The following is a 21,893-nucleotide window of genomic DNA, read 5'->3' as shown; positions in this document are numbered from 1 at the left end:
CTATTCTGATGGTTACCAAAATATATAGTTTAGTTCACGTAATCTGCCTATATAGACGGAAAACTAAAACGACCTATTATGAAGGGATAAACAGCGGCAGTGCTTAAATAGATAGAGAATCACGCGTTGCTTTCAGACGTTTCTTAGCTGGAATAACAAAAAACCACCTTATTTGTCGGTGGTTTATATTCAACAGAGGGTAATGAAAAACCTATGCCGCGAGGTTAGATACCATCGCCGTATTCGAAACCGCGATTGATGCCGTTGAAATACTGATCCATATCCATCGCAGGTTTATCGCTTTCCGGGCGACCGACGATACGCGCCGGAACCCCTGCCGCCGTCGTGTGTGGTGGAACGGATTGCAGCACGACAGAGCCAGCACCAATTTTCGCGCCGCAGCCAACCTCGATGTTCCCCAGAATTTTAGCGCCTGCACCGATCATTACGCCTTCACGAATTTTAGGGTGACGATCGCCGCTGGTTTTACCCGTACCGCCCAGCGTGACGGATTGCAGAATGGAGACATCATTTTCAACCACAGCGGTTTCGCCGATCACAATGCCTGTTGCATGATCGAGCATGATCCCATAGCCGATTCTGGCTGCCGGGTGAATATCGACACCGAAAGAAACTGAGATTTGATTCTGGAAATAAACTGCCAGCGCCTTACGATCCTGCGCCCAAAGCCAGTGACCAATGCGATAAGCCTGTAATGCATGAAACCCTTTCAGGTAGAGCAGCGGTGTCGAGTATTTATCCACCGCCGGATCGCGCTGGCAGACAGCCCGAATATCACGAGCGGCAGACACAATCATCTGCGGATCGGCACGATAGGCCTCTTCTACCACCTCACGAATCGCGATCGCGGGCATAATCGAATTAGCTAGCTTGTTCGCCAGCATGTAGCTCAGTGCACTACCTAAATTCTCGTGCTTCAGCAGTGTGGCATGAAAAAAGCTGGCCAACATCGGTTCACAGTCCGCGAGATTGCGCGCTTCTGTTTTGATATTACTCCAGACCAGTTCCAATTCTTCTGTCGACATTGCCTTACTCTCCGGGATACCACACACCACAACGCCTATCTGTTCTAAAGCGACAGGCTTATTAGCACTACCGCTCGTCTACAAGAAAATGAAGATACTATGAGCCCCCAAGATTAGGAAGCCCAGCATAGATTCGTCATACTTAGAGTTGCATGTACATTATTAAAAACGCTAGCGTTTTTTCCTGAAACTCGAATTATTTAGAGTATGGAACGACGTGTTTATAACCTGGCGGTTTCGTCTTTACGCGTGCGCCCCAACAGGCTCAGCGCCGCCTCTCGGGCATCTTTCCCACAATACAGCACCTGCCAGAGTTGCTCAGTAATCGGCATTTCAACGCCGTAGCGCTGTGCTAATGCCAAGACTTCTTTCGTATTGCGATACCCTTCAACAACCTGACCAATGCTATCCTGCGCGCTCTGCACGTCCATTCCCTTCCCCAGCATCATCCCGAAGCGTCGGTTACGGGACTGATTATCAGTACAGGTCAGCACCAGATCGCCAAGCCCTGCCATCCCCATAAAGGTGGTCGGGTCCGCACCCAATGCCGTGCCAAGCCGAGTCATTTCCGCCAATCCGCGAGTAATCAAAGCGGTACGTGCATTAGCACCAAACCCAATGCCGTCAGACATACCTGCACCGATAGCAATGACGTTTTTCACCGCACCGCCCAACTGCACCCCGATAAAATCCGGGTTGCTGTAAACACGGAAGCTCTTCCCACAATGCAGTAGCCGTTGCAGGTCGTCAGCAAACTCACTGTCTGTTGATGCCAGCGCAATCGCCGTTGGCATACCCGCCGCTAACTCTTTGGCAAATGTCGGGCCAGAGACCACCGCAAGCGGGATAGTTTCGCCCAACGCTTCGCGTGCGACATCCTGCAACAGGCGCCCCGTTTCCGCTTCCAACCCTTTGGTCGCCCACACGATACGCGCATCGGCACGCAAGTGAGGTTTCAACTGACGCAGAACATCACCAAATACATGGCTCGGCACAACAACCAACACGTTTCTGCTGGCGGCGAGCGCCTGCGCCAAGTTGGTTTCCAACTGTAGCGAATCAGGGAAAGGCACATCTGGCAGAAATGCCTGATTACAGCGAGAAGCTTGTAACGCCTGAATATGCGTAGGGTTGTGACCCCACAGCACGACTCGATGGCCATTACGCGCCAGCGTAATGGCCAATGCGGTGCCGTATGAACCGGCACCGATGACCGTCATGGAAGCGTCAGACGCGTTCATCAGGCATCCTGATGCTGCGCAGCGCCTTCACCTTCGGTCTGCTGTTGCAGGTAATTCATGAACAGCGCATCAAAGTTAACCGGTGCCAGGTTCAATTGCGGGAAAGTACCGCGAGAAACCAGGCTGGTGATACATTCGCGCGCGTAAGGGAACAGAATGTTCGGGCAGTATGCGCCCAGGCAGTGCGCCAGTTGGGTACCTTCGATACCGCCAACGGTAAAGATACCGCCTTGCTGAACTTCACACAGAAACGCCGTTTCTTCACCCAGAGAAGCGGTTACGGTCACACGCAGAACAACTTCGTAGATGTCATCAGCCAGTTGGCTAGAGGCCGTATCCAGATCCAGTTTTACTTCTGGCTGCCACTCCTGCTGGAACACCTGAGGCGCATTCGGCGCTTCAAAAGAGATGTCTTTGGTGTAAATACGCTGGATTTGGAAAGCCATTTCTGTGTTGTTTTGTTCAGACATGTTAAGTAATACCCTTTTGTTAGATTTTCTTGACGTCTTCCGTCGTCATAAGTGGGCGGACGTCAGCACATTTTTGTCATTGTCGAACTGCAATCACTGTTGTACTTGCAATCAATGTCGTACTGCAATCAGCCTGTCGGTTATCCGGCCAAATCGTTGCCATCTTCACAGCCTATGAGACTGACGCACATGGCACGATGCGGATAGTTTTACCACAAACCGTTTTATTTACCGCGGACTAAAGGCAGATTCTCACCGCTCCAGCCAGCCAAACCGTCTTTCAGTACCTGCACACGCTCAAAACCGGCTTTGTGCAAATTATCGGCCGCTTCGCGTGAAGAGAGGCCGTTGGCGCAGACCACGATAATCGGCTGCGACTTATGTTTTTCAAGTTCACCTACGCTGCCGTTTTTAATGTCGTTCGGCAACAGGTTAAATGCGCTGGCAATATGGCCACGGCGATAGTCATCACGGTTACGGATATCAACGACGACAGCATCTTCTTTATTAATCAGTCGGATCGCTTCACCACGAACGACTTCTTTCACGTTCGACAGTTTACTCTTCACAGTAAGTACAATTACCGCAACCAACAGCGCAACCCAGGCGATGCTTAAAATAGGGTTCTTGCTAACGAATGGCATAATCTCTTGCATGGGGTGTAACGACTCCCGGATCAGTTAAGCAACAAAAATATAAGGTTCCTGAGTATACCTGCGCGATACGGCAATTACAGCCAGTAAGCCAACATAGCGTATCGAATCTGCGGCGCGCTTTCCATTTATCTATCATTGATGCGCATAGACATGCGCCTTTGTGCCATGCTTGTCACGTCTGGAAATAGAAATCAGACAAGAGACAACTGGTAAGCCGCTGTTCATCGTGGAATAATTTATCGATATGAGTAAAAACGCGTTATTTGTACAGAGTCGAGTAGCATGTAGCGCCGATCGCCAGTTATCCGCATTACACAGGCTACTCACCCGCTGCGTCAGCGCGTTCTGCGTTGGCGTTTTGCTGTTGCCCGCGCTCGGCCAAGCGGAAGACAATCAGGCTCAGCTTAAGACCCTGCAACAAGATATCGCCGCGAAAGAAAAAAGCGTCCAACAACAGCAGCAACGGCGCAATACCTTAGTTCAGCAGTTGAAAAAGCAGGAACAGTCCATCTCTCAGGCCAGCCGTCAACTGCATGAAACGCGCAATACACTGTCTACGCTCAATAAAGAATTAACCAGCCTCAGTGCCTCTATCGCCAAACTGCAAGCTCAGCAAGATAAGCAACAAACGCTGCTCTCCCGTCAGTTGGATGCCGCCTTCCGACAAGGCCAGCACAGTGCGCTGCAACTCATGCTGAGCGGGGAAGAAAGCCAGCGCAATGAGCGCATTCTCGCTTACTTCGGCTACCTAAATGAAGCACGGCAGAAATCTATCAACGAATTGCAGCAAACCCGCGTGGAACTGGCTAACCAAAAACGTCAGTTGGAACAAAAACAGACGCAGCAAAAAACGCTATTAAGTGGCCAACAACAGCAACAGCAAACGCTGGAACAGGCCCAGTCCGACCGGAAAAAAACGCTGTCGACGCTGGAAAGCTCGCTGGAAAAAGATCAGCAGCAGTTGACGGAACTGCGCCAGAATGAAACCCGCTTACGCGATCAAATTGCACGCGCTGAGCGAGAAGCGAAAGCCCGCGCCGAAAGGGAAGCACGCGAGGCCGCCAAGGTTCGCGCCAAAGAAGAGCAAGCCAAACGCAGCGGCAACAGCTACAAGCCCACTGAAGGTGAACGCTCACTTATGGCACGCACTGGTGGTTTAGGACGGCCTTCTGGGCAAGCGATATGGCCGGTTAACGGCCGTATCGAGCATCGCTTCGGCGAGCCGTTACAGGGTGAACTACGCTGGAAAGGTCTGGTGATTACCGCACCGGAAGGGACTGAAGTGAAATCCATCGCCGACGGCACCGTGCTGATGGCCGACTGGCTACAGGGCTACGGGTTGGTCGTTGTTGTGCAGCATGGTAAAGGTGATATGAGCCTGTATGGCTATAACCAAAGCGCATTGGTTTCCGTTGGCGCTCAGGTCAAGGCCGGTCAAGCCATTGCGCTAGTCGGCACCAGCGGTGGGCAGAGTAAGCCTGGACTGTATTTTGAAATTCGTCGCCAAGGTCAGGCGGTCAATCCACAACCTTGGCTGGGAAGATAGTCTTGTCTTATTTAACCAAAATACCGTTATTGGCGTTGAGCCTGTTCTCTCTTTCTCCTTTAGCGCTGGCTGGCAAGCTTTCCATCGTGATCGATGATTTCGGCTATCGCCCGCATAATGAGAACCAAATTCTGGCGATGCCTACGGCAATTTCCGTCGCAGTATTGCCCAACGCACCGTATGCCCGTGAGATGGCAACCAAAGCCCACCAGCAAGGGCGCGAAGTGCTAATCCACCTACCGATGGCGCCAATGAGCAAGCAACCGCTGGAGCGTGACACGTTACGCCCAGATATGAGCAGCGACGAAATTCAGCGCATCATTCGCCAGTCGGTCAATAACGTGCCTTACGCCGTGGGGTTAAATAACCATATGGGCAGCGCGATGACCGCCAGCCTGCCCGGTATGCAAAAAGTGATGCAGGCGCTGAGCGCCTACCAACTCTATTTCCTTGACAGCATGACGATCGGCAGCAGCCAATCGAGTCAGGCTGCGGCGGGAACCGGCGTCAAAGTCATCAAACGCAAAGTCTTTCTGGATGATTCGCAAAACGAAGCCGAGATTCGTAAACAGTTTACCCGCGCGGTGCAAATCGCCCGCCGCAGTGGTTCTGCCATCGCTATCGGACATCCGCATCCTTCAACCATCCGCGTCTTGCAGCAGATGCTGCCCACGCTGGATGCCGATATTGTCTTAGTCCGCCCCAGCCAGTTGCTTAATGAGCCGACACGGCAGTATGAACCTCAGCCACAGCCGCCAACCAAACCGCGTAATCCGTTCCGTGGCATACCGCAGTGTCGGGTCAAACAGCCGCCGGAACCGGTGAAGAACGATGTATTCTTCAAACTGGTGAGCAGCAGTATTCAGGAAAGCGCACCCGTGCTGTTTATTAAGCACCGCTGGCAGACCTGGATTGCCCCAGCCGAGACCGAAACGCACAAACAGCCGTAATCTCCAGCGCACGTTCCCTTTTGCTGCCACGCGGATTCACTGTGGCAAGATTACTCTTCATCCCAATTGAGAATAACCTTGCCTGATTGACCCGAACGCATCGCATCGAACCCTTTCTGAAACGCATCAATGTGGAAGCGGTGGGTGATAATCGGTGATAAATCGAGTCCAGACTGAATCAGTGCCGACATTTTTTACCAGGTTTCGAACATTTCCCGTCCATAGATCCCTTTGATAAACAGTCCATTAAAAATCATATCCCCCCAGTCAATCGACATCGATTCATGCGAGATGCCCAGCATGGCGATGCGCTCACCGTGATTCATCGCTTTCATGACGGATTCCTTAGATGATCACACCCAGACGTTTGCCCGCAGACGATCACGCCGTTCTCCGCTCTTTTCCAGCAAATCCAGCACCTTGAGCGACGCGATTCATCACCCCGCAGCGTTCATGCGTGCCGCGCCCATGTTCACCGACAACTCCTACCGCATGGGAATCATCAACCATGACGAGCGCATCATAACGATCGGCCAGATCGCAAATCTCCCGCAAATCAGCAATTACACCATCCATCGAGAACACGCCGTCGGTGGCGATCATCACGTGTCTTGCCCCTTCCGCTCTTGCCAGTTGCAACTGTGCTTCCAACTGGCTCATATCGTTATTGGCATAGCGGTCGCGTCGTCCATTCCCAGAAAATCCGCCAGCTATTTGTGGATATCCTGCGTTCCACAGATGAAACGCACCGATGCCATGCCAACACCGTGGCTGTCCAATCCGGCTTTTGCCGCGGCAATCAGCTCAGGGCTGCCCGCCAGGTCAAGATAATTATTGGCACAGAAGTTGAGCAAGCGGTTGCTGCCCATCACCTCGATTTCAGCCTGCTGCGCAGAGGTAATGATGCCTTCTTCCTTGAATACGCCCTCGGTACGTGCAGCCATGATTTGTGTAGTAACTTGTTGATAAAACGCGGCAGGCATAGCGTTACTCTCCCATAAAAAGATCGCTTTATGGTTTTTAAGCTAGCGGATGTGGTCAGAAATGCGGGGTAAACCGTCTGAAAATGCTGGCTTCGTCACGGCCTGAATCATCTTAAAAACGCGGGAGCAACACGGGATAAATTAAGCTCTGGCTGCTTGCGGTAAAATGAAATGCTATTATAGCGGTCATAAACAGTGTGGGGCGCGGTGCCTCACCAGCAAGATTAATAAAGGTCGCGCCCATGATTATCGTTACTGGCGGTGCCGGTTTTATCGGCAGCAATATCGTAAAATCTCTGAATGACATCGGATATCGGGACATTCTGGTTGTCGATAACCTGAAAGACGGCACCAAGTTCGCCAATCTGGTCGATCTGGACATCGCAGATTACGTAGATAAAGAAGATTTCATCGCCAGCATCGTTGCAGGCGACGATCTGGGCGATATCGATGCGGTATTCCATGAAGGTGCTTGCTCTTCCACCACCGAGTGGGACGGTAAATACATGATGGATAACAACTATCAGTATTCTAAAGACGTGCTGCACTATTGCCTCGATCGCAACATTCCGTTCCTGTATGCCTCGTCTGCCGCCACCTACGGCGGTCGTAACGATAACTTTATCGAAGAGCGTCAATACGAGCAGCCGCTGAACGTCTATGGTTACTCCAAATTCCTGTTCGACCAGTACGTGCGTGAAATTCTCCCAGAAGCTGAATCGCAGATCTGCGGTTTCCGCTATTTCAACGTCTACGGACCACGCGAAGGCCACAAAGGCAGCATGGCGAGCGTAGCGTTCCATCTGAACAACCAGATTAATCAGGGCGAAAATCCGAAGCTGTTCTCCGGTAGCGAGAACTTCCAACGTGACTTTATCTACGTCGGTGATGTCGCCGCCGTCAACCTGTGGTTCTGGCAAAACGGGGTTTCCGGCATCTTCAACTGCGGTACCGGTCGTGCCGAATCCTTCCAGGCTGTCGCGGACGCCACCCTCGCCTTCCATCAAAAAGGCAGCGTGGAATACATCGAGTTCCCCGAGAAGCTGAAAGGCCGCTATCAGGCTTATACACAAGCCGACCTCACCAATTTGCGTGCCGCAGGCTATGACAAGCCGTTCAAAACCGTCGCCGAAGGTGTGGCGGAATATATGGCCTGGCTGAACCGTACCGTTTAATCGGATAAGGATTCATAAGCGGTATGAAAATTTTGGTCATCGGCCCTTCCTGGGTCGGCGATATGATGATGTCGCACAGCCTTTATCGCACGTTGAAGGCTGAACACCCGGAAGCGGTCATTGACGTGATGGCGCCGGCCTGGTGCCGTCCTCTGCTGGCACGAATGCCGGAAGTCAATCAGGCGTTAGCCATGCCGTTAGGTCACGGCGCACTTGAGCTAGGCGAACGCCGCCGTCTGGGCGTCTCGCTGCGCGATGAAGGCTACGATCGCGCTTACGTGCTGCCCAACTCCTTTAAATCCGCGCTGGTGCCGTTCTTTGCCAATATTCCACAGCGCACGGGCTGGCGCGGTGAGATGCGTTACGGGCTGTTGAACGACATACGCGTGCTGGATAAAGCCGCCTTTCCGCTGATGGTTCAGCGTTACGCTGCATTAGCCTATGACCGTAGCCGTATCCGCCGTGCTGAGGATCTGCCGCAACCATTACTGTGGCCGCAATTACAGGTCAATCAGACCGAAATTGCGGACATGACGCAGACCTTTGATCTCAGCGATACGCGCCCCATCATCGGTTTTTGCCCCGGTGCCGAATTCGGCCCCGCCAAGCGCTGGCCGCATTATCACTATGCTGCGCTGGCACAGACACTGATTGAACGCGGCTACCAGATAGCGCTGTTCGGTTCCGCCAATGATCATTCCGCCTGTGACGATATCCTTCAGGGATTGACGGAAGACGCACGTCAGTATTGCGCTAATCTGGCGGGGAAAACCTCGTTGGAACAGGCGGTGGTGCTCATTGCCGCCTGCCACGCCATCGTCAGCAATGACTCAGGGCTCATGCACGTTGCCGCAGCGCTTCATCGTCCTCTTGTCGCACTTTACGGTCCAAGCAGCCCTGATTTTACCCCACCGCTGTCTCATCAAGCCGAGGTGATTCGATTGATTACCGGCTATCACCGGGTACGCAAAGGGGATGCCGAACAGGGTTATCACCAGAGTTTGATCGACATTCAGCCCGAACGCGTACTCAGCGCACTGGATAACTATCTTGTTTCGAGAGAACGCCTTGTTCCAAAAGAAAATCTCATCTCGGGAGAAAATCAGGTTCCGGGAGCAGAGGCATGAGAGTGCTGATCGTAAAAACGTCGTCAATGGGCGATGTGCTGCACACCTTGCCAGCCTTAACCGACGCAATGCAGGCTATTCCCGGCATCCAGTTTGACTGGGTGGTTGAAGAAGGTTTCGCGCAAATCCCCAGTTGGCACCCGGCGGTTTCCTGCGTGATTCCAGTCGCGATCCGCCGCTGGCGCAAAAGCTGGTTCAGCGCTCCGATACGTCAGGAACGTGCAGAGTTTACGCGTCAGCTACGTCAATATCGCTACGATGCGGTCATTGACGCACAAGGGTTGATTAAAAGCGCGCTGCTGGTGACGCGGCTCGCCAACGGAAAGAAACACGGATTAGATTGCAAGAGCGCGCGTGAGCCGCTGGCAAGCTGGTTTTATAACTATCGCCACCCAATAAGCCGCCGACAACATGCCGTCGAGCGCGTACGCGGATTGTTTGCCGCGAGTTTAGGCTATAGAAAACCCACCGAACGCGGCGATTATGCGATTGCCCAGCGCTTTCTCTCCCAGTTACCCGCCGATGCCAATCGCTATCTGGTGTTTCTCCATGCCACCACGCGGGATGAAAAACACTGGCCGGAAGCGCACTGGCGTGAACTGATTGCCCTCTTAGCACCGAGCGGGCTACGCATCAAACTCCCCTGGGGAGCAGATCATGAGCACCAGCGTGCATTACGGCTGGCGGAAGGCTTTCCGCACGTTGAAGTCTTACCACGTCTTACGCTGCAACAGGTTGCCGAGGTACTCGCGGGCGCCAGCGCGGTTGTCTCCGTCGATACCGGGCTTAGCCACCTGACGGCAGCACTAGATCGTCCGAATATCACCTTATACGGGCCAACCGACCCAGGGCTGATTGGCGGTTACGGGATGAACCAAGTGGTGGAAATGTCTGAAAGACAGAAAATGGAGACAATTCCCGCTAGTCTCATCCATCAGAAATTAGAGAAGCTGATAGAATTACCTGCATCAGGCGAGTGATATCCGCTCCCGACTGTGAACAAATACATGCTCAATGAATTAAGGTACGAACTGGGAAAAACGCCCAGCATAAGTTCGGCTGTCGCGCTTAAAGCGGTTTTCCCCAGCTGTTTACTCACATTAGCCATTATGCCATTTAGTAGCATTCTTGCCGGGTGGCTTTTTTATCTCACTGGCTTGCTGTCTGTTTTTTATGTAGCGACACACCTAAGAACTATCGTAGTCGCTAAGCGGCGTTTACTTATTCCACTTTGCCTGCTCGCTATCGGTATAACCAACCTCATTTGGTATCACCACTATTATCAACCCGATAGCCTTTTCCCCTATGTGTATAACGCCTACAAGACATCTGCGCACGCGGGTATTTTGGGCGCATTTATCCTTCTGACGGCACTGCATATCACGCAGAAACAACAAAAACAGTCGCTCTTCTGCATCATCGCGATTTGTGTATTAGCGTTAGGTTATGCGTTCTATCAGTCACTGTTCAGTGGAATGCATCGCATTGGGTTGGTATTTGGCACGGCAACCAGCGCCGCCTATTTTCTTACTTTTATTGGCGCGTTAAGTGCACAGGCGCTGCTGAAGCTCGATTCAACCTATAAATATTATCTCTATCTGGGACATTTTCTATTAGTCACTGTCGCCATTCTGCTGACAGAAACCCGGGCAGCTATATTTGTCTACCCTATTGTTGGCGCAACCATTTTATTGTCAGAAGTCAGACACAATAAACAATTGTTTGTCAAAGCGTTAATTGGTTCAGTGGCAACACTTCTTCTATGCTTATTCCTGTTTCAGGAGACGATTCATCAACGCGTCAACGACCTGTTCAACGACGTACACAGCTATAGCATGAATAACAGCAAAACATCAGTGGGTGCGCGAATCGCCATGTACCAATCCGGTGTCGAAGCAGGAGAAGAAGCATTATTGGGGCAATCTGCCGAACAACGTGCGGAGCATATTATTGCACAAGCAAAACAAGAGTCTGAGCTATCTGGTGCCGTCGGATATTTGGATATCCATCTGCATAACGAAGTGATTGATGCCTTCTCCCTTAAGGGATTACCGGGAGCAATATTGCTTGTGTTGCTCTATGCCTCTTTATTTTATTTTTCATTTTTTGTTCTACGCAGCCATCTCTCCGCCGCTCTGCTTTTCGCCCTGATTATGTATGGACTTAGCGACGTCATTCTCTATTCACGGGACATGCTGATCGCGTGGCTGATGGCGTTTTGCCTCGGCACAACGCTAACCGGAAAATGGCTAAAGCCGCGATGATCCTAATCGGCGAGTTTTTTCAATGTTTCCGCTACGGTATGCACATCGTAAAACCCTTGCGCTGCCATTACCACGAAATCAGCAAAGTCTTCTGATGGCGTGATTGATGAACCATTCATATCGAGAAACACCATAGCCGATGCGACTGAGGTTCTTTTGTTGGCATCATTAAAGCCATGCCCGCGTGCTATAGAAAGCAACAGAGATGCGGCAAGCACATACAGATCGTTCTCATTCTGATATGTGTGAAGGTTCTCAACGCGGGCAACCATGCCTTCCACCAAGCCAATATCCCTAAACCCTGCCAAACCACCATACGTTTCTAACTGACTGTCGTGAATGGCGATGACCTGCTCAACGGTTAAGAAGAAGATCATTTATCAGCAAGATCCTTAAACAGCGCCTGATTCTTTGGCTTACTCATTACCTTGGCAAGAGAAGCCTCAAATTTAGCCTGCTGCAACTCTGCAAACTGTGCCGCAGTGATGACCACCATATCTGGCGCTGAACGACGGGTAATGGTCACTGGCTGCGTGATAGCCGTATCCAGTACTTTGGCAAATTTCTGGCGAACATCAGAGAAGGTCAGGGTCAACATAGAATGTTCCTTTAAACTGTCTCGGGTTAATATCAACTCAGTTGTACAATTAAGTTGATGTAACTGTCAATTTAATGCGTTAAACATCTTTTCGACAAACGAGAGACCATGACAACAAAAAACCAGTTGTGGTAGGAAACCTACGCGGCAGGCAACCTCTGCACAGCTTTCAAGATGACGGGTATAATATTAATTACTACTGTGAGAGGGAGATGGGTTTTAGTACCATAGCGGAAAAATTAGCTATCCATGCTGTTGCGCCACATGGATAAGATCAGTCTTTTGGTAGCTGTTGAGCCAAAGGCGGTAGCGTGCCTGTAAAAATCATAACTTTTGATTACATGAAGGAAAACGAGTGAGTCAACGCATCATCCCCTATCACCGGATTCTTGTAGTAAAGCTCAGATATCATGGCGATATGCTGCTGACCACTCCGCTCATCAGCACGCTAAAAGCCAATTATCCTGATGCCAAAATCGACGTATTGCTATATCAGGATACGATGCCGATTCTCTCCGCAAACCCGGAGATACATCAGCTTTACGGGCTGAAGAGAAAAACGAAGACGCTTGCAGAGAAAATCAGCAATTATGCGGCAATCAGGCGGGCGCTGAAGAAAAATAACTATGACTTGATCGTGAATTTGGCTGACCAGTGGCCTATTGCGTTATTAGTAAAATCGCTAGGAGGGCGTAGCATTGCTCTCGATCGCGGCAATAAACTGAAAGGCAAAATCTGGCGTTTGTTTTTCAGCACCTGCGTGCAACCGCAGGGAGAGCATATTATCGAGCAAAATCGCGCCGTACTCTCTCCATTAGCTCTACCTGATCAACAGCAACCGGATCGGATGTCGTTGTACTACAGACAGGAAGATACAGACCGCGTATTCAGCCTTGCCCCACAACTACAAAATCAGCGCTACATTGTGATCCAGCCGACCGCCAGACAGCGCTTCAAATGTTGGGATAACGACAAATTTGCTCAGGTTGTTGATTACCTGAAAACACATGGATTCGAGGTTGTCCTCACCTGTGGCCCATCACTGGACGATCTTCGTGTCGTGCATGATATCCACGCTCAGAGCCGCCACAAACCGGATATCACACTAGCAGGTAAAACCAGCTTTTTAGAACTGGCCGCGCTGATTGACAAAGCGGCACTTTACATCGGTGTCGATTCCGCCCCCATGCACATGGCCGCCGCGCTTAATACGCCGCTGGTATGTCTGTTTGGCCCAACCGATCATAAAAAATGGCGCCCTTGGTCAAACGATAGCGTTGTCATCTGGGCAGGAGATTATCAAGCCATGCCGGAAAGAAGACACCTCGACAGAACACAGCAGTACCTTTCTTGCATCCCTGCGCACGATGTCATTCAGGCAATAGCTGCACAGCTCGCAGCGGTTGGTACGGGAGATAAGGAATAAGCCATGAATATTGCCATCTGCCTGTATAAATATTTCCCGTTCGGCGGATTACAGCGTGATTTCCTAAATATTGCTCAGGCCTGCGTAAGCAAAGGACATCGTGTCCGTGTCTATGTGCTGTCATGGCAGGGCAATAAACCTTCGAATCTGGACATTATCCTCGTTCCCCAATCTGGGCTAAGTAACCATACACGCCATGCGCGCTATGTAACGTGGGTACAACACCATCTTGCGCTGCATCCCGTTGACCGTCTGGTTGGCTTCAACAAAATGCCGGGATTGGATTTTTATTACGCCGCCGATGTGTGTTATGCGGAAAAAGTGGCGCAAGAAAAAGGGGGGTTCTACCGCTTAACGCCGCGCTATCGGCACTACGCCGCGTTTGAAAACGCCGTATTCAAACGCGATAGCCATACAAAAATGCTAATGTTGACCCAGCGACAAATTGCTGACTTCAAAAAACATTACGGCACACAAGACGAACGTTTCTTCATTCTGCCACCGGGCATTGCACTGGACAGAAAATACGATCATCAGCCCCCGACGATTCGCCACACGTTCCGCCAATCACAGGAGATCGATGAAAACGCCATCGTCCTGCTTCAGGTCGGTTCCGATTTTAAACGTAAAGGCGTAGAACGTAGTCTGCTAGCGATTGCCAGTTTGCCGGAACCATTGCGTCAGCGCGTCGTTTTTCTGGTGGTAGGTCAGGACAAACCTAAGCGCTATCAGTTGCTTGCTGAGCAATCCGGTATTGGCGATCGTGTGCGCTTTTTTGCAGGACGCGACGACGTGCCCGATTTCATGGCTGCGGCAGATCTTCTACTGCATCCTGCCTATCAGGAAGCCGCAGGGATCGTGTTACTCGAAGCTATTGCGGCTGGATTGCCGGTGCTCGTGACGGATGTCTGCGGCTACGCGTTCTACATCGACAAGGCACAGGCAGGGCGAGTCATCCCCTCTCCGTTCAGCCAAACTACGCTCAATAACGCGTTGCTGGATGCGCTCAATCAACCGGATACCCTATCGCAATGGGCGCAACAGGCGCGCCATTTCGCGGATAACGAAGATATTTACAGTTTGCCGGAGAAAGCCGCTGAACTGATAACAGGTGAGCCGTCATGATTGAATTACGCGAACCTTTCGCCTCTCTATGGCGAAATAAAGATCCTTTTGAGGAAGTAGAGAAACTGGATGGCGAGGTATTTCGTGCGCTGGAAAGCCGCAGGACGTTACGTTTCACGTTAGAATCACGAACATATTTTATCAAGATACACCGTGGCACCGCGTTCAAAGAGGCTGTAAAAAACATACTCTCGCTAAGATTGCCAGTGCTCGGTGCCGATCGCGAGTGGAACGCCATCCATCGTCTGGCTGAACGGGGTGTGGACACCATGAAAGGTGTCGGCTTCGGCCAACGCGGAATCAATCCACTACGCCGACACTCCTTCATTATCACAGAAGATCTGAATCCCACAATCAGCCTGGAGGACTACTGCGCTGGTTGGCGAGATAACCCCCCCTCCGTGCAGGAAAAACGTCGCCTCATTCGCCGCGTGGCAGAAATGGTACGTGGCATGCACGCGAGCGGCGTTAATCATCGTGACTGTTATATCTGCCATTTTTTACTGCATTTGCCTTATCAACCAACGGACACGCAGTTTAAAATTTCTATCATTGATCTACACCGGGCACAAATTCGCCATAGCGTCCCTCTCCGCTGGCGGAATAAAGATCTTATTGGTCTCTATTTTTCCTCGCTGGACATTGGACTAACGAAAAACGATCTGTTGTATTTTTTAAAGATCTATTTTGATCGGCAAGCACTCCGAACAACGCTGCAACAAGAGCAGTCTTTATTCCACCATGCGCGTACTAAAGCAGAAAAAATACGTGAAAGAACGGAACGTAAAGCGCTGTAATTCACCGTCAGGTTAATGTGATGAACATACTTTTTGTTGGCGAAGCCGTATCAGGCTTTGGTGGAATTGAGACCGTACTAAAAAAAGTTACCGGCTTTCTGGAAAATGATGCCGAGACAAAAAACGACACCACCTTGTATTTTTTGTGCCGCGATGATCGTATGGATAAAACGTGGCTGACGGGAAAGAAATGTGTTTTCCACCGTTCAGGTATCAAGATTTCATTTCTGCGTCGCCTAAGCCATTCCAACGCATTGGCGCATTACATTAAGCAACATCAGCCAGATGCCGTCATCGCTTTTGACTCTCCTTCATGCCGAATCGCGGCGCAAGCGATACGCACGAGTAAGAAAAGGCTGCCTCTGATTTCCTGGATGCATTACTCACTTGACCATAAAAAGCATTCAGAACAGGTACTGAACGCAGATTATCATCTCGCTATCAGCTCTGGCATCAAACAACAGTTAGTCGATCGTGGCGTTCCTGCTGATCGTGTCGCTGTTATTTTCAACCCAGTGACACCACAATCCGTGGTGATTCCCCGCCCCACAGAGGCAGAAAAGGCCGTTTTTATTTATGTCGGACGATTGAAATTTGAAGGGCAAAAACGCCTCAAAGATATGTTGGATACTTTTTCTGGGCTGAAAGGTGATTGGGAATGCCATTTTATTGGTGATGGGTCTGATGCGGATATCTGCAAAAGCTATGTGCATGAGAAAGGAATAGCGGCCCATATTTACTGGCACGGATGGCAGGCAAAGCCATGGGAATATATTCAGCAGAACATAAAACAGATTTCAGCGTTCGTTATGAGCTCCTCTTTCGAGGGGCTCCCAATGACGTTGCTTGAAGCCATGTCATACGGTATTTATTGTATCAGCAGCGATTGCCCTTCCGGACCAGAAGATATCATCAACGATGGTGTGAATGGAGAACTTTACCCACCAGGTAGCGTCGATGCCCTTCGCAATACACTGCAAACTATTATTGAGCGGGGACCGATCCCATCATCAGAACAGATAAAATTATCCATACAATCGTTTTATGATGAAACATACTATCTATCGATAAAAAAAATCATCAAATCTGTTATTAATCATCAGATTATCCACTAATTTTCGGCTGGGTCTGCTATGTATTTCAAAAAAGATGATGTGGTAAAAAAAACCGTTGATTTTTCACACTCCCATTCACATCCCGATAAAGCCCCGCTGAATATTGCTTTTGGTACGGATAAAAATTTTCTATTTGGTTGTGCAGTATCGATAGCATCGATTTTGCTAAAGAATCCTAGTCTGCCATTGGCTTTTCATATTTTCACAGATACCCTCGATGACGATAATCGAGATAAATTTAATTCGTTAGCTAAACAATACAATACGTCAATTACACTCTACGTGGTTAATTGTGACTGGTTAAAATCTCTACCGAGTACAAAAAACTGGTCCTATGCTATTTACTTTCGTTTTATTGCCACTGATTATTTTTATAATCAGCTCGATAAAATCATTTACCTGGATTCAGATATCATTTGTAATGGTTCGCTTCAGGAGTTATCCGCCCTCAAAATAGATGATTATATCATCGCCGCGGTCACTGAAGGTAAAAGCTCGTGGTGGGAAAAATGTGCTAATCGTCTAGAAACGCCAGCAATAAAAAATGGTTATTTCAACTCTGGCTTTTTACTCATCAATCTGAATAATTGGCATCGCAGCAACATCACAACCAAAACAATGACCATGCTGTCAGATCCTAAAATCGCAAGCAGGATCTCTTATCCAGATCAAGATATTCTAAACATGCTCTTGCCCGGCCATATTCTGTTTCTGGATAAAAAATACAATACACAGTTTAGCCTTAATTACGAATTGAAGTGCAAGACGGGCGAAACCTACCCCCACCCCATAACTGACACGACGGTTTTTATTCATTACATCGGACCAACTAAGCCGTGGCATGAGTGGGCGGTATATCCTAGTTCACGATATTTTTATAGTGCGAAGGAGTCTTCTCCATGGAGTGATTTGCCACTGGAAAAAGCGACTTCGGCTAATCAATTAAGATATTGTGCAAAACACATATCACATAAAGGGAAATTTCTTTCATCATTAATTATTTACTTTAAATATTTCTTAAAAAAAATATCTAATCGATAATATAAATAGAGAATGAATATGTATTTCCATAAAGAAACGATTATCGACAAAGAGATAAGTTTCATAATCCATAAGAACGGTGAAAACACGTTTAATATTGCTTATGGTATAGACAAAAACTTCATGTTTGGTGCAGCTATTTCTGCAACATCTGTGATTATTAATAATGAAATCCCCTTAGCCTTTCATTTTTTCACCGATTATATTGATGATGAAATAATTCATAGATTTGAATCTATGGCGAATAAATTTCATGTCGACATTCATTTATATAAAATTAATACGCAATTACTGAACGATTTACCTGATAACAAATGGCCATGCTCAGCCTATTTTCGACTTGTTGCCTTTGATTATCTGGACGATAAGATCACTACACTGCTTTATCTTGATGCCGATGTTATATGTAAGGGAAGTATAAAAACGCTGTATCAACTCAATTTTGATGCTGCTATTTGCGCTATTGTTCCAGATATCGAAGAGACCCGAACACAATGTGCAGTCAGATTGGGAAAACCAGAAATAAAAGAATCCTATTTTAATTCTGGCGTTATGTTCACTCAGTTGAAAAATTGGTCAGAAAATAGTCTGACAAAAAAAACGCTTTTCTTTCTGAAAGAGAATAGAGAACTAAAATATCCTGATCAAGATGCATTAAATATTTTGCTTTATGAAAAAACGGTTATTCTCCCTAGAAAATTCAACTGCATTTACAGTATAAAAAGCGAATTAAAAGATAAAAGTCATTGCGCTTATAAAAGAATAATTAATGATGACAGTATATTTATTCATTATGTTGGTACAACAAAGCCATGGAGCGAATGGGGACAATATCCCTCCACTATTTACTTCACCACTGCATATAATCAATCAACATGGCATGATATCCCTCTTGTTAAGGCAGCCACGCCGATCCAATGGAAGAAAAAATCTAAACACGAGTTTAAGAAAGGAAAATGGATAAAAGGGATAATAAGTCGAATAAAATACGTCACAGAAAAGAAAAATAATCATTAACAATATTTAAGTGGAATAGATATGAAAATAACATCCGTAGTGATCATATACAATGCCAAACTCAATGAGTCTGATACATTAAAATCGATACTAGAGTGTCATCTTGAAAGTGTCGAATTGAATATTTGCATTTGGAATAATGGTCCTACATTATTGGATGAGAAAGATATTTCACATTTCCTACTGGTATGTCAGGAAAAAAAAGTTAGCGTGGAAATATATCAAGACATTAGAAATTTAGCGTTATCTAAAATTTATAATTTTTTTATTAAAAAAAATAACTTTGATCTAATATCAATTCTTGATCAAGATTCAATCTTACCAAAAGAATTTCTATCTAATTTATCACATTATGATGATGCAGATATATTAATACCTAAAATAGTAACAGAAATAGAAAGTAACCCTATTCAAATTTATCCTCATGAAGACGGTAGCAAAAAAATAATTTCAGAGGGGAAAGTAAAAAATAAAATAAACTCTGCGATGTCCGGCGTAACAATTTCACAAAAATTCATAAAAAAAATAATAAAATTTCGGGGTGCCCCATTTGAGGAAAGACTAGCGTTCTATGGCATTGATTCTGATCTATTCAGAGAAATAGGCTTAATGATTGATAAAGGCATCAGTATCAATATGTATTGTAAAAGCCAGATAATTCATTCTTTTTCAAATTTTGATCCGAAAGAAAAAAACAATAAATTCAGAGATATGGAAATATTTTATTTTAAATATTTTATTCGATTAAAATATCAAAAAAAATCTGTATTTAGTACATTACTAATTCTCATAAAAGATTTAATTAGATTTAAAAATAGTTTTTTAAAAACAAAAAATCTTGTTGAGTTTACACTGACGGGTACGCATCCACGTTCAAAAATAGATATTTTAGATAATTTTAAATCTACACATACTCAGTATAGGATAAACAGCTAAAATGATAGTCTTCATTTATGCACCGAGTTATGATGAGAATAATGGGGGAGCTATTGTTCTTCACCGTTTGTGCCATTTACTAAATCAAACCCAAAAATGCAATGCTTATCTTGTTAAGATATCTACCAAGAAGCGTAAAGCAGCCTTTCTCAGAGACATCTTCAGCAAAATATGCCCTAATAAAAAAGATGAAAAATATCAAACAAATAAAATCTGGGATACTCCAGTTTGGCATAAATACAGCATGCCGAAAAATAGTGTAGTTATATATCCTGAAATAATAAACGATAACCCTCTAGGAATTAAAAATGTAGTCCGCTGGCTATTACATCAACCTGGATTCCATACAAATGAAATAAATTACTCTCCTAATGAGCTTTATTTCAAATTTAACTCTGCCATTGATGATTTTTTCTACCCCGGTTCAAGAACATCTCAAAATGAACTAAAAGTAATTTATTACCCTATAGATTTATATAATTCTAAAAACAATGAAGAAAGAGATATTCCGTCCTGTCATATGATCCGAAAAGGCACAAATAAAAAATTCATTCATGATAAAAACTCAATTCCCTTAGATGGATTAACGCACAAAGAAATAGCAAAAATATTTAGACGTTCTGAAAAATTCATTTGTTATGACGATTATACTGCCTATTCGATTTTTGCAGTATTATGTGGGTGTGAGTCGATAGTCGTTCCCGATGACACTACATCTATTGAACAGTGGTATCCAAATATAACAGATCGATATGGTATTGCTTATGGGTTGAATGATGCACAGCGTCAATGGGCTATTGAAACACGACACAAAGTTTTAGAACATATTATTTCTGAACATAGTAATTGTGAAAAAAATGTTGAAATATGCCTGCGGGAAATAAAAAGTTATTTTAATATCGATGATAACCTCATTGGCTCAGCTAAATAAAACTAAACGATAGTTATTAAGATAGTGTAACTTGCTGAGCATAGTCTGATTAGTAACGAAACAATAAAATATAGCTCTAGCTCATCGAACCCGATAAAATCCCCCCAGCGATAACCGATAACCGATAACCGATAACAGTAGATCTTATGTTACAAACTCTCTACACCATCATCCTGTACCTCATCCAGCCGTTGATTTGGCTTCGCCTGTGGCTTCGTGGCCGAAAGGCACCGGCCTATCGTCGGCGTTGGGGTGAACGTTACGGTTTTTGTGCAGAGAAGGTTAAACCAGACGGTATCATGCTGCATTCGGTCTCGGTGGGTGAAACGCTGGCCGCCATTCCCTTAGTGAGAGCCCTGCGTCATCGTTACCCTAATCTGCCGATCACGGTAACGACAATGACACCCACGGGCTCTGAACGCGTGCGTTCCGCTTTTGGCGACACGGTCTATCACGTTTATCTGCCTTATGATTTGCCCTGTGCGCTGAAACGCTTCTTTGATCAGGTTCGTCCAAAAATCGTCATCATTATGGAAACCGAACTATGGCCAAATCTGATCGCGGAGCTGCATAAACGCGAAATTCCGCTAGTCATTGCGAATGCCCGACTATCAGAACGCTCTGCTGCGGGTTACAAAAAGATCGGTAAGCTAACGCGGCATATCTTGCAAGGCATCACGCTCGTCGCCGCACAAAATCAGGAAGACGGGAATCGATTTATCGATCTTGGCCTGAAACGCTCAAGCCTGAAAGTAACCGGTAGCCTGAAATTTGATATTTCCGTGACACCAGAGCTCGCTGCACGAGCGATTACATTACGCCGACAATGGGCACCACACCGTCCAGTATGGATAGCGACCAGTACGCATGAAGGTGAAGAAGCCATTGTTCTGGCCGCACATCGCCAGTTGCTTGGTACCTATCCCGATTTATTACTGATTCTTGTTCCTCGTCACCCAGAACGCTTCTCCACCACACAGATGTTGGCAGAAAATTTGGGGTTCACCTACACGCTGCGCAGCAGCGGTGAACAGCCTCCAGCAAATACACAGGTCGTCATTGGGGACACCATGGGCGAACTGATGCTGTTGTACGGCATCGCCGACCTGGCTTTTGTCGGTGGGAGTTTGGTTGAACGAGGTGGACATAATCCGCTAGAAGCGGCAGCGCATGCTATCCCAGTATTGATGGGGCCACACACGTTCAATTTCAAAGATATCTGCAACAAACTAGACCAGGCTGACGGACTGATTACCGTTACCGATGCAGACTCACTTGGAAAAGAAGTCGGGAAACTGCTCGCTGACGAAGACTATCGCCTCTACTATGGTCGACACGCCGTGGAAGTGTTACACCAAAACCAAGGCGCATTACAGATGCTGCTAACGCTGCTGGAACCTTATTTGCCCCAGAGAGCCCAGTAAAACAGTGACCACCAAGACAGTGAAT

21 protein-coding genes and 2 pseudogenes are annotated in these 21,893 nt (G+C 47.3%); 15 read left to right on the top strand and 8 right to left on the bottom strand.

Annotated features, from left to right (window positions below):
• Positions 1-224 precede the first annotated feature (224 nt).
• From cysE to AACH44_RS00535, 4 genes are all read right to left on the bottom strand, one after another.
• Positions 225-1,046: a serine O-acetyltransferase gene (gene cysE / locus AACH44_RS00550; RefSeq protein ID WP_261847472.1), complete on the bottom strand. Its 822-nt coding sequence runs from the start codon at positions 1,044-1,046 to the stop codon at positions 225-227.
• 221 nt (positions 1,047-1,267) lie between these two features.
• A complete protein-coding gene (gene gpsA / locus AACH44_RS00545) occupies positions 1,268-2,287 on the bottom strand; it encodes an NAD(P)H-dependent glycerol-3-phosphate dehydrogenase (RefSeq protein WP_261847471.1) in 1,020 nt (339 codons plus the stop codon).
• Complete coding sequence (gene secB / locus AACH44_RS00540) at positions 2,287-2,757, bottom strand: protein-export chaperone SecB (protein WP_014913761.1); 471 nt, start codon at positions 2,755-2,757, stop codon at positions 2,287-2,289. The genes gpsA and secB overlap by 1 nt, the downstream gene beginning before the upstream one ends.
• 224 nt (positions 2,758-2,981) lie before the next feature.
• Positions 2,982-3,413, bottom strand: coding sequence for a rhodanese-like domain-containing protein (locus tag AACH44_RS00535; protein ID WP_011091810.1), 432 nt, complete (start codon positions 3,411-3,413; stop codon positions 2,982-2,984).
• A 244-nt stretch (positions 3,414-3,657) separates the two neighbouring features.
• On the opposite strand from AACH44_RS00535, the gene envC reads away from it, so the two are divergent.
• Both envC and AACH44_RS00525 read left to right on the top strand, forming a co-directional pair.
• Positions 3,658-4,959, top strand: a complete 1,302-nt coding sequence (gene envC, locus AACH44_RS00530) for a murein hydrolase activator EnvC (RefSeq protein WP_261847470.1) — start codon at positions 3,658-3,660, stop codon at positions 4,957-4,959.
• Positions 4,960-4,961: 2 nt separating this feature from the next.
• A complete protein-coding gene (locus tag AACH44_RS00525; RefSeq protein ID WP_261847469.1) occupies positions 4,962-5,909 on the top strand; it encodes a divergent polysaccharide deacetylase family protein in 948 nt (315 codons plus the stop codon).
• A gap of 50 nt (positions 5,910-5,959) precedes the next feature.
• Here AACH44_RS00525 and tdh read toward each other — a convergent pair.
• Both tdh and AACH44_RS00515 read right to left on the bottom strand, forming a co-directional pair.
• A pseudogene (gene tdh, locus AACH44_RS00520) lies at positions 5,960-6,238 on the bottom strand (L-threonine 3-dehydrogenase); the annotation flags it as partial.
• Between the two features lie 97 nt (positions 6,239-6,335).
• Positions 6,336-6,892, bottom strand: a pseudogene (locus AACH44_RS00515) (aminotransferase class I/II-fold pyridoxal phosphate-dependent enzyme); the annotation flags it as partial.
• Between the two features lie 242 nt (positions 6,893-7,134).
• On the opposite strand from AACH44_RS00515, the gene rfaD reads away from it, so the two are divergent.
• The 4 genes from rfaD to AACH44_RS00495 all read left to right on the top strand — a co-directional run bounded on the left by rfaD (position 7,135) and on the right by AACH44_RS00495 (position 11,458).
• A complete protein-coding gene (gene rfaD / locus AACH44_RS00510) occupies positions 7,135-8,067 on the top strand; it encodes an ADP-glyceromanno-heptose 6-epimerase (RefSeq protein ID WP_039474610.1) in 933 nt (310 codons plus the stop codon).
• A 23-nt stretch (positions 8,068-8,090) separates the two neighbouring features.
• Entirely contained in the window at positions 8,091-9,194 is a 1,104-nt protein-coding gene (gene rfaF, locus AACH44_RS00505; protein ID WP_261847468.1) for an ADP-heptose--LPS heptosyltransferase RfaF, read from the top strand.
• Positions 9,191-10,174, top strand: coding sequence for a lipopolysaccharide heptosyltransferase RfaC (rfaC, locus tag AACH44_RS00500; RefSeq protein ID WP_261847467.1), 984 nt, complete (start codon positions 9,191-9,193; stop codon positions 10,172-10,174). Before rfaF ends, rfaC begins: the two co-directional genes overlap by 4 nt.
• A gap of 129 nt (positions 10,175-10,303) precedes the next feature.
• Positions 10,304-11,458: an O-antigen ligase family protein gene (locus AACH44_RS00495; RefSeq protein ID WP_261847466.1), complete on the top strand. Its 1,155-nt coding sequence runs from the start codon at positions 10,304-10,306 to the stop codon at positions 11,456-11,458.
• A 2-nt stretch (positions 11,459-11,460) separates the two neighbouring features.
• Here AACH44_RS00495 and AACH44_RS00490 read toward each other — a convergent pair whose 3' ends face one another.
• On the bottom strand, positions 11,461-11,835 hold the full coding sequence (locus tag AACH44_RS00490; protein ID WP_261847465.1) for a type II toxin-antitoxin system death-on-curing family toxin: 375 nt from the start codon (positions 11,833-11,835) through the stop codon (positions 11,461-11,463).
• The gene (locus AACH44_RS00485; protein ID WP_165707390.1) at positions 11,832-12,056 is read right to left on the bottom strand and encodes a type II toxin-antitoxin system Phd/YefM family antitoxin; all 225 of its coding nucleotides are present in this window, start codon (positions 12,054-12,056) and stop codon (positions 11,832-11,834) included. Before AACH44_RS00485 ends, AACH44_RS00490 begins: the two co-directional genes overlap by 4 nt.
• A 355-nt stretch (positions 12,057-12,411) precedes the next feature.
• On the opposite strand from AACH44_RS00485, the gene rfaQ reads away from it, so the two are divergent.
• The 9 genes from rfaQ to waaA all read left to right on the top strand — a co-directional run bounded on the left by rfaQ (position 12,412) and on the right by waaA (position 21,868).
• On the top strand, positions 12,412-13,482 hold the full coding sequence (rfaQ, locus tag AACH44_RS00480) for a lipopolysaccharide core heptosyltransferase RfaQ (RefSeq protein WP_261847464.1): 1,071 nt from the start codon (positions 12,412-12,414) through the stop codon (positions 13,480-13,482).
• Between the two features lie 3 nt (positions 13,483-13,485).
• Positions 13,486-14,607, top strand: a complete 1,122-nt coding sequence (locus AACH44_RS00475; protein ID WP_261847463.1) for a glycosyltransferase family 4 protein — start codon at positions 13,486-13,488, stop codon at positions 14,605-14,607.
• A complete protein-coding gene (rfaP, locus tag AACH44_RS00470) occupies positions 14,604-15,404 on the top strand; it encodes a lipopolysaccharide core heptose(I) kinase RfaP (RefSeq protein ID WP_261847462.1) in 801 nt (266 codons plus the stop codon). Before AACH44_RS00475 ends, rfaP begins: the two co-directional genes overlap by 4 nt.
• Positions 15,405-15,424: 20 nt before the next feature.
• A complete protein-coding gene (waaB, locus tag AACH44_RS00465; RefSeq protein WP_261847461.1) occupies positions 15,425-16,519 on the top strand; it encodes a lipopolysaccharide 1,6-galactosyltransferase in 1,095 nt (364 codons plus the stop codon).
• A gap of 18 nt (positions 16,520-16,537) precedes the next feature.
• Positions 16,538-17,560, top strand: a complete 1,023-nt coding sequence (gene waaO, locus AACH44_RS00460) for a lipopolysaccharide 3-alpha-galactosyltransferase (RefSeq protein WP_261847460.1) — start codon at positions 16,538-16,540, stop codon at positions 17,558-17,560.
• Positions 17,561-17,578: 18 nt separating this feature from the next.
• Positions 17,579-18,577: a glycosyltransferase family 8 protein gene (locus AACH44_RS00455; protein WP_261847459.1), complete on the top strand. Its 999-nt coding sequence runs from the start codon at positions 17,579-17,581 to the stop codon at positions 18,575-18,577.
• 21 nt (positions 18,578-18,598) lie between these two features.
• The gene (locus AACH44_RS00450) at positions 18,599-19,513 is read left to right on the top strand and encodes a hypothetical protein (protein WP_261847458.1); all 915 of its coding nucleotides are present in this window, start codon (positions 18,599-18,601) and stop codon (positions 19,511-19,513) included.
• A 1-nt stretch (position 19,514) separates the two neighbouring features.
• The gene (locus AACH44_RS00445) at positions 19,515-20,444 is read left to right on the top strand and encodes a WavQ (protein WP_261847457.1); all 930 of its coding nucleotides are present in this window, start codon (positions 19,515-19,517) and stop codon (positions 20,442-20,444) included.
• A 146-nt stretch (positions 20,445-20,590) separates the two neighbouring features.
• A complete protein-coding gene (gene waaA, locus AACH44_RS00440) occupies positions 20,591-21,868 on the top strand; it encodes a lipid IV(A) 3-deoxy-D-manno-octulosonic acid transferase (protein ID WP_261847456.1) in 1,278 nt (425 codons plus the stop codon).
• The last annotated feature ends 25 nt before the right edge of the window (positions 21,869-21,893 follow it).

The sequence above is a fragment of the Pectobacterium araliae genome, assembly GCF_037076465.1.
GTDB lineage: Bacteria > Pseudomonadota > Gammaproteobacteria > Enterobacterales > Enterobacteriaceae > Pectobacterium > Pectobacterium araliae.
This window is presented reverse-complemented; position numbering and strand designations above follow the sequence as displayed.

Bases quoted from the DNA above. Each gene is read 5' to 3' on its own strand.
- AACH44_RS00455 (WP_261847459.1), top strand. From the start codon at position 17,579: ATGTATTTCCATAAAGAAACGATTATCGACAAAGAGATAAGTTTCATA.
- envC (WP_261847470.1), top strand. From the start codon at position 3,658: ATGAGTAAAAACGCGTTATTTGTACAGAGTCGAGTAGCATGTAGCGCC.
- rfaC (WP_261847467.1), top strand. From the start codon at position 9,191: ATGAGAGTGCTGATCGTAAAAACGTCGTCAATGGGCGATGTGCTGCAC.
- waaA (WP_261847456.1), top strand. From the start codon at position 20,591: ATGTTACAAACTCTCTACACCATCATCCTGTACCTCATCCAGCCGTTG.
- AACH44_RS00485 (WP_165707390.1), bottom strand. From the start codon at position 12,056: ATGTTGACCCTGACCTTCTCTGATGTTCGCCAGAAATTTGCCAAAGTA.
- AACH44_RS00535 (WP_011091810.1), bottom strand. From the start codon at position 3,413: ATGCAAGAGATTATGCCATTCGTTAGCAAGAACCCTATTTTAAGCATC.
- waaB (WP_261847461.1), top strand. From the start codon at position 15,425: ATGAACATACTTTTTGTTGGCGAAGCCGTATCAGGCTTTGGTGGAATT.
- cysE (WP_261847472.1), bottom strand. From the start codon at position 1,046: ATGTCGACAGAAGAATTGGAACTGGTCTGGAGTAATATCAAAACAGAA.
- rfaD (WP_039474610.1), top strand. From the start codon at position 7,135: ATGATTATCGTTACTGGCGGTGCCGGTTTTATCGGCAGCAATATCGTA.
- AACH44_RS00495 (WP_261847466.1), top strand. From the start codon at position 10,304: ATGCCATTTAGTAGCATTCTTGCCGGGTGGCTTTTTTATCTCACTGGC.
- waaO (WP_261847460.1), top strand. From the start codon at position 16,538: ATGTATTTCAAAAAAGATGATGTGGTAAAAAAAACCGTTGATTTTTCA.
- secB (WP_014913761.1), bottom strand. From the start codon at position 2,757: ATGTCTGAACAAAACAACACAGAAATGGCTTTCCAAATCCAGCGTATT.
- AACH44_RS00450 (WP_261847458.1), top strand. From the start codon at position 18,599: ATGAAAATAACATCCGTAGTGATCATATACAATGCCAAACTCAATGAG.
- rfaP (WP_261847462.1), top strand. From the start codon at position 14,604: ATGATTGAATTACGCGAACCTTTCGCCTCTCTATGGCGAAATAAAGAT.
- AACH44_RS00475 (WP_261847463.1), top strand. From the start codon at position 13,486: ATGAATATTGCCATCTGCCTGTATAAATATTTCCCGTTCGGCGGATTA.
- gpsA (WP_261847471.1), bottom strand. From the start codon at position 2,287: ATGAACGCGTCTGACGCTTCCATGACGGTCATCGGTGCCGGTTCATAC.
- AACH44_RS00490 (WP_261847465.1), bottom strand. From the start codon at position 11,835: ATGATCTTCTTCTTAACCGTTGAGCAGGTCATCGCCATTCACGACAGT.
- rfaF (WP_261847468.1), top strand. From the start codon at position 8,091: ATGAAAATTTTGGTCATCGGCCCTTCCTGGGTCGGCGATATGATGATG.
- AACH44_RS00445 (WP_261847457.1), top strand. From the start codon at position 19,515: ATGATAGTCTTCATTTATGCACCGAGTTATGATGAGAATAATGGGGGA.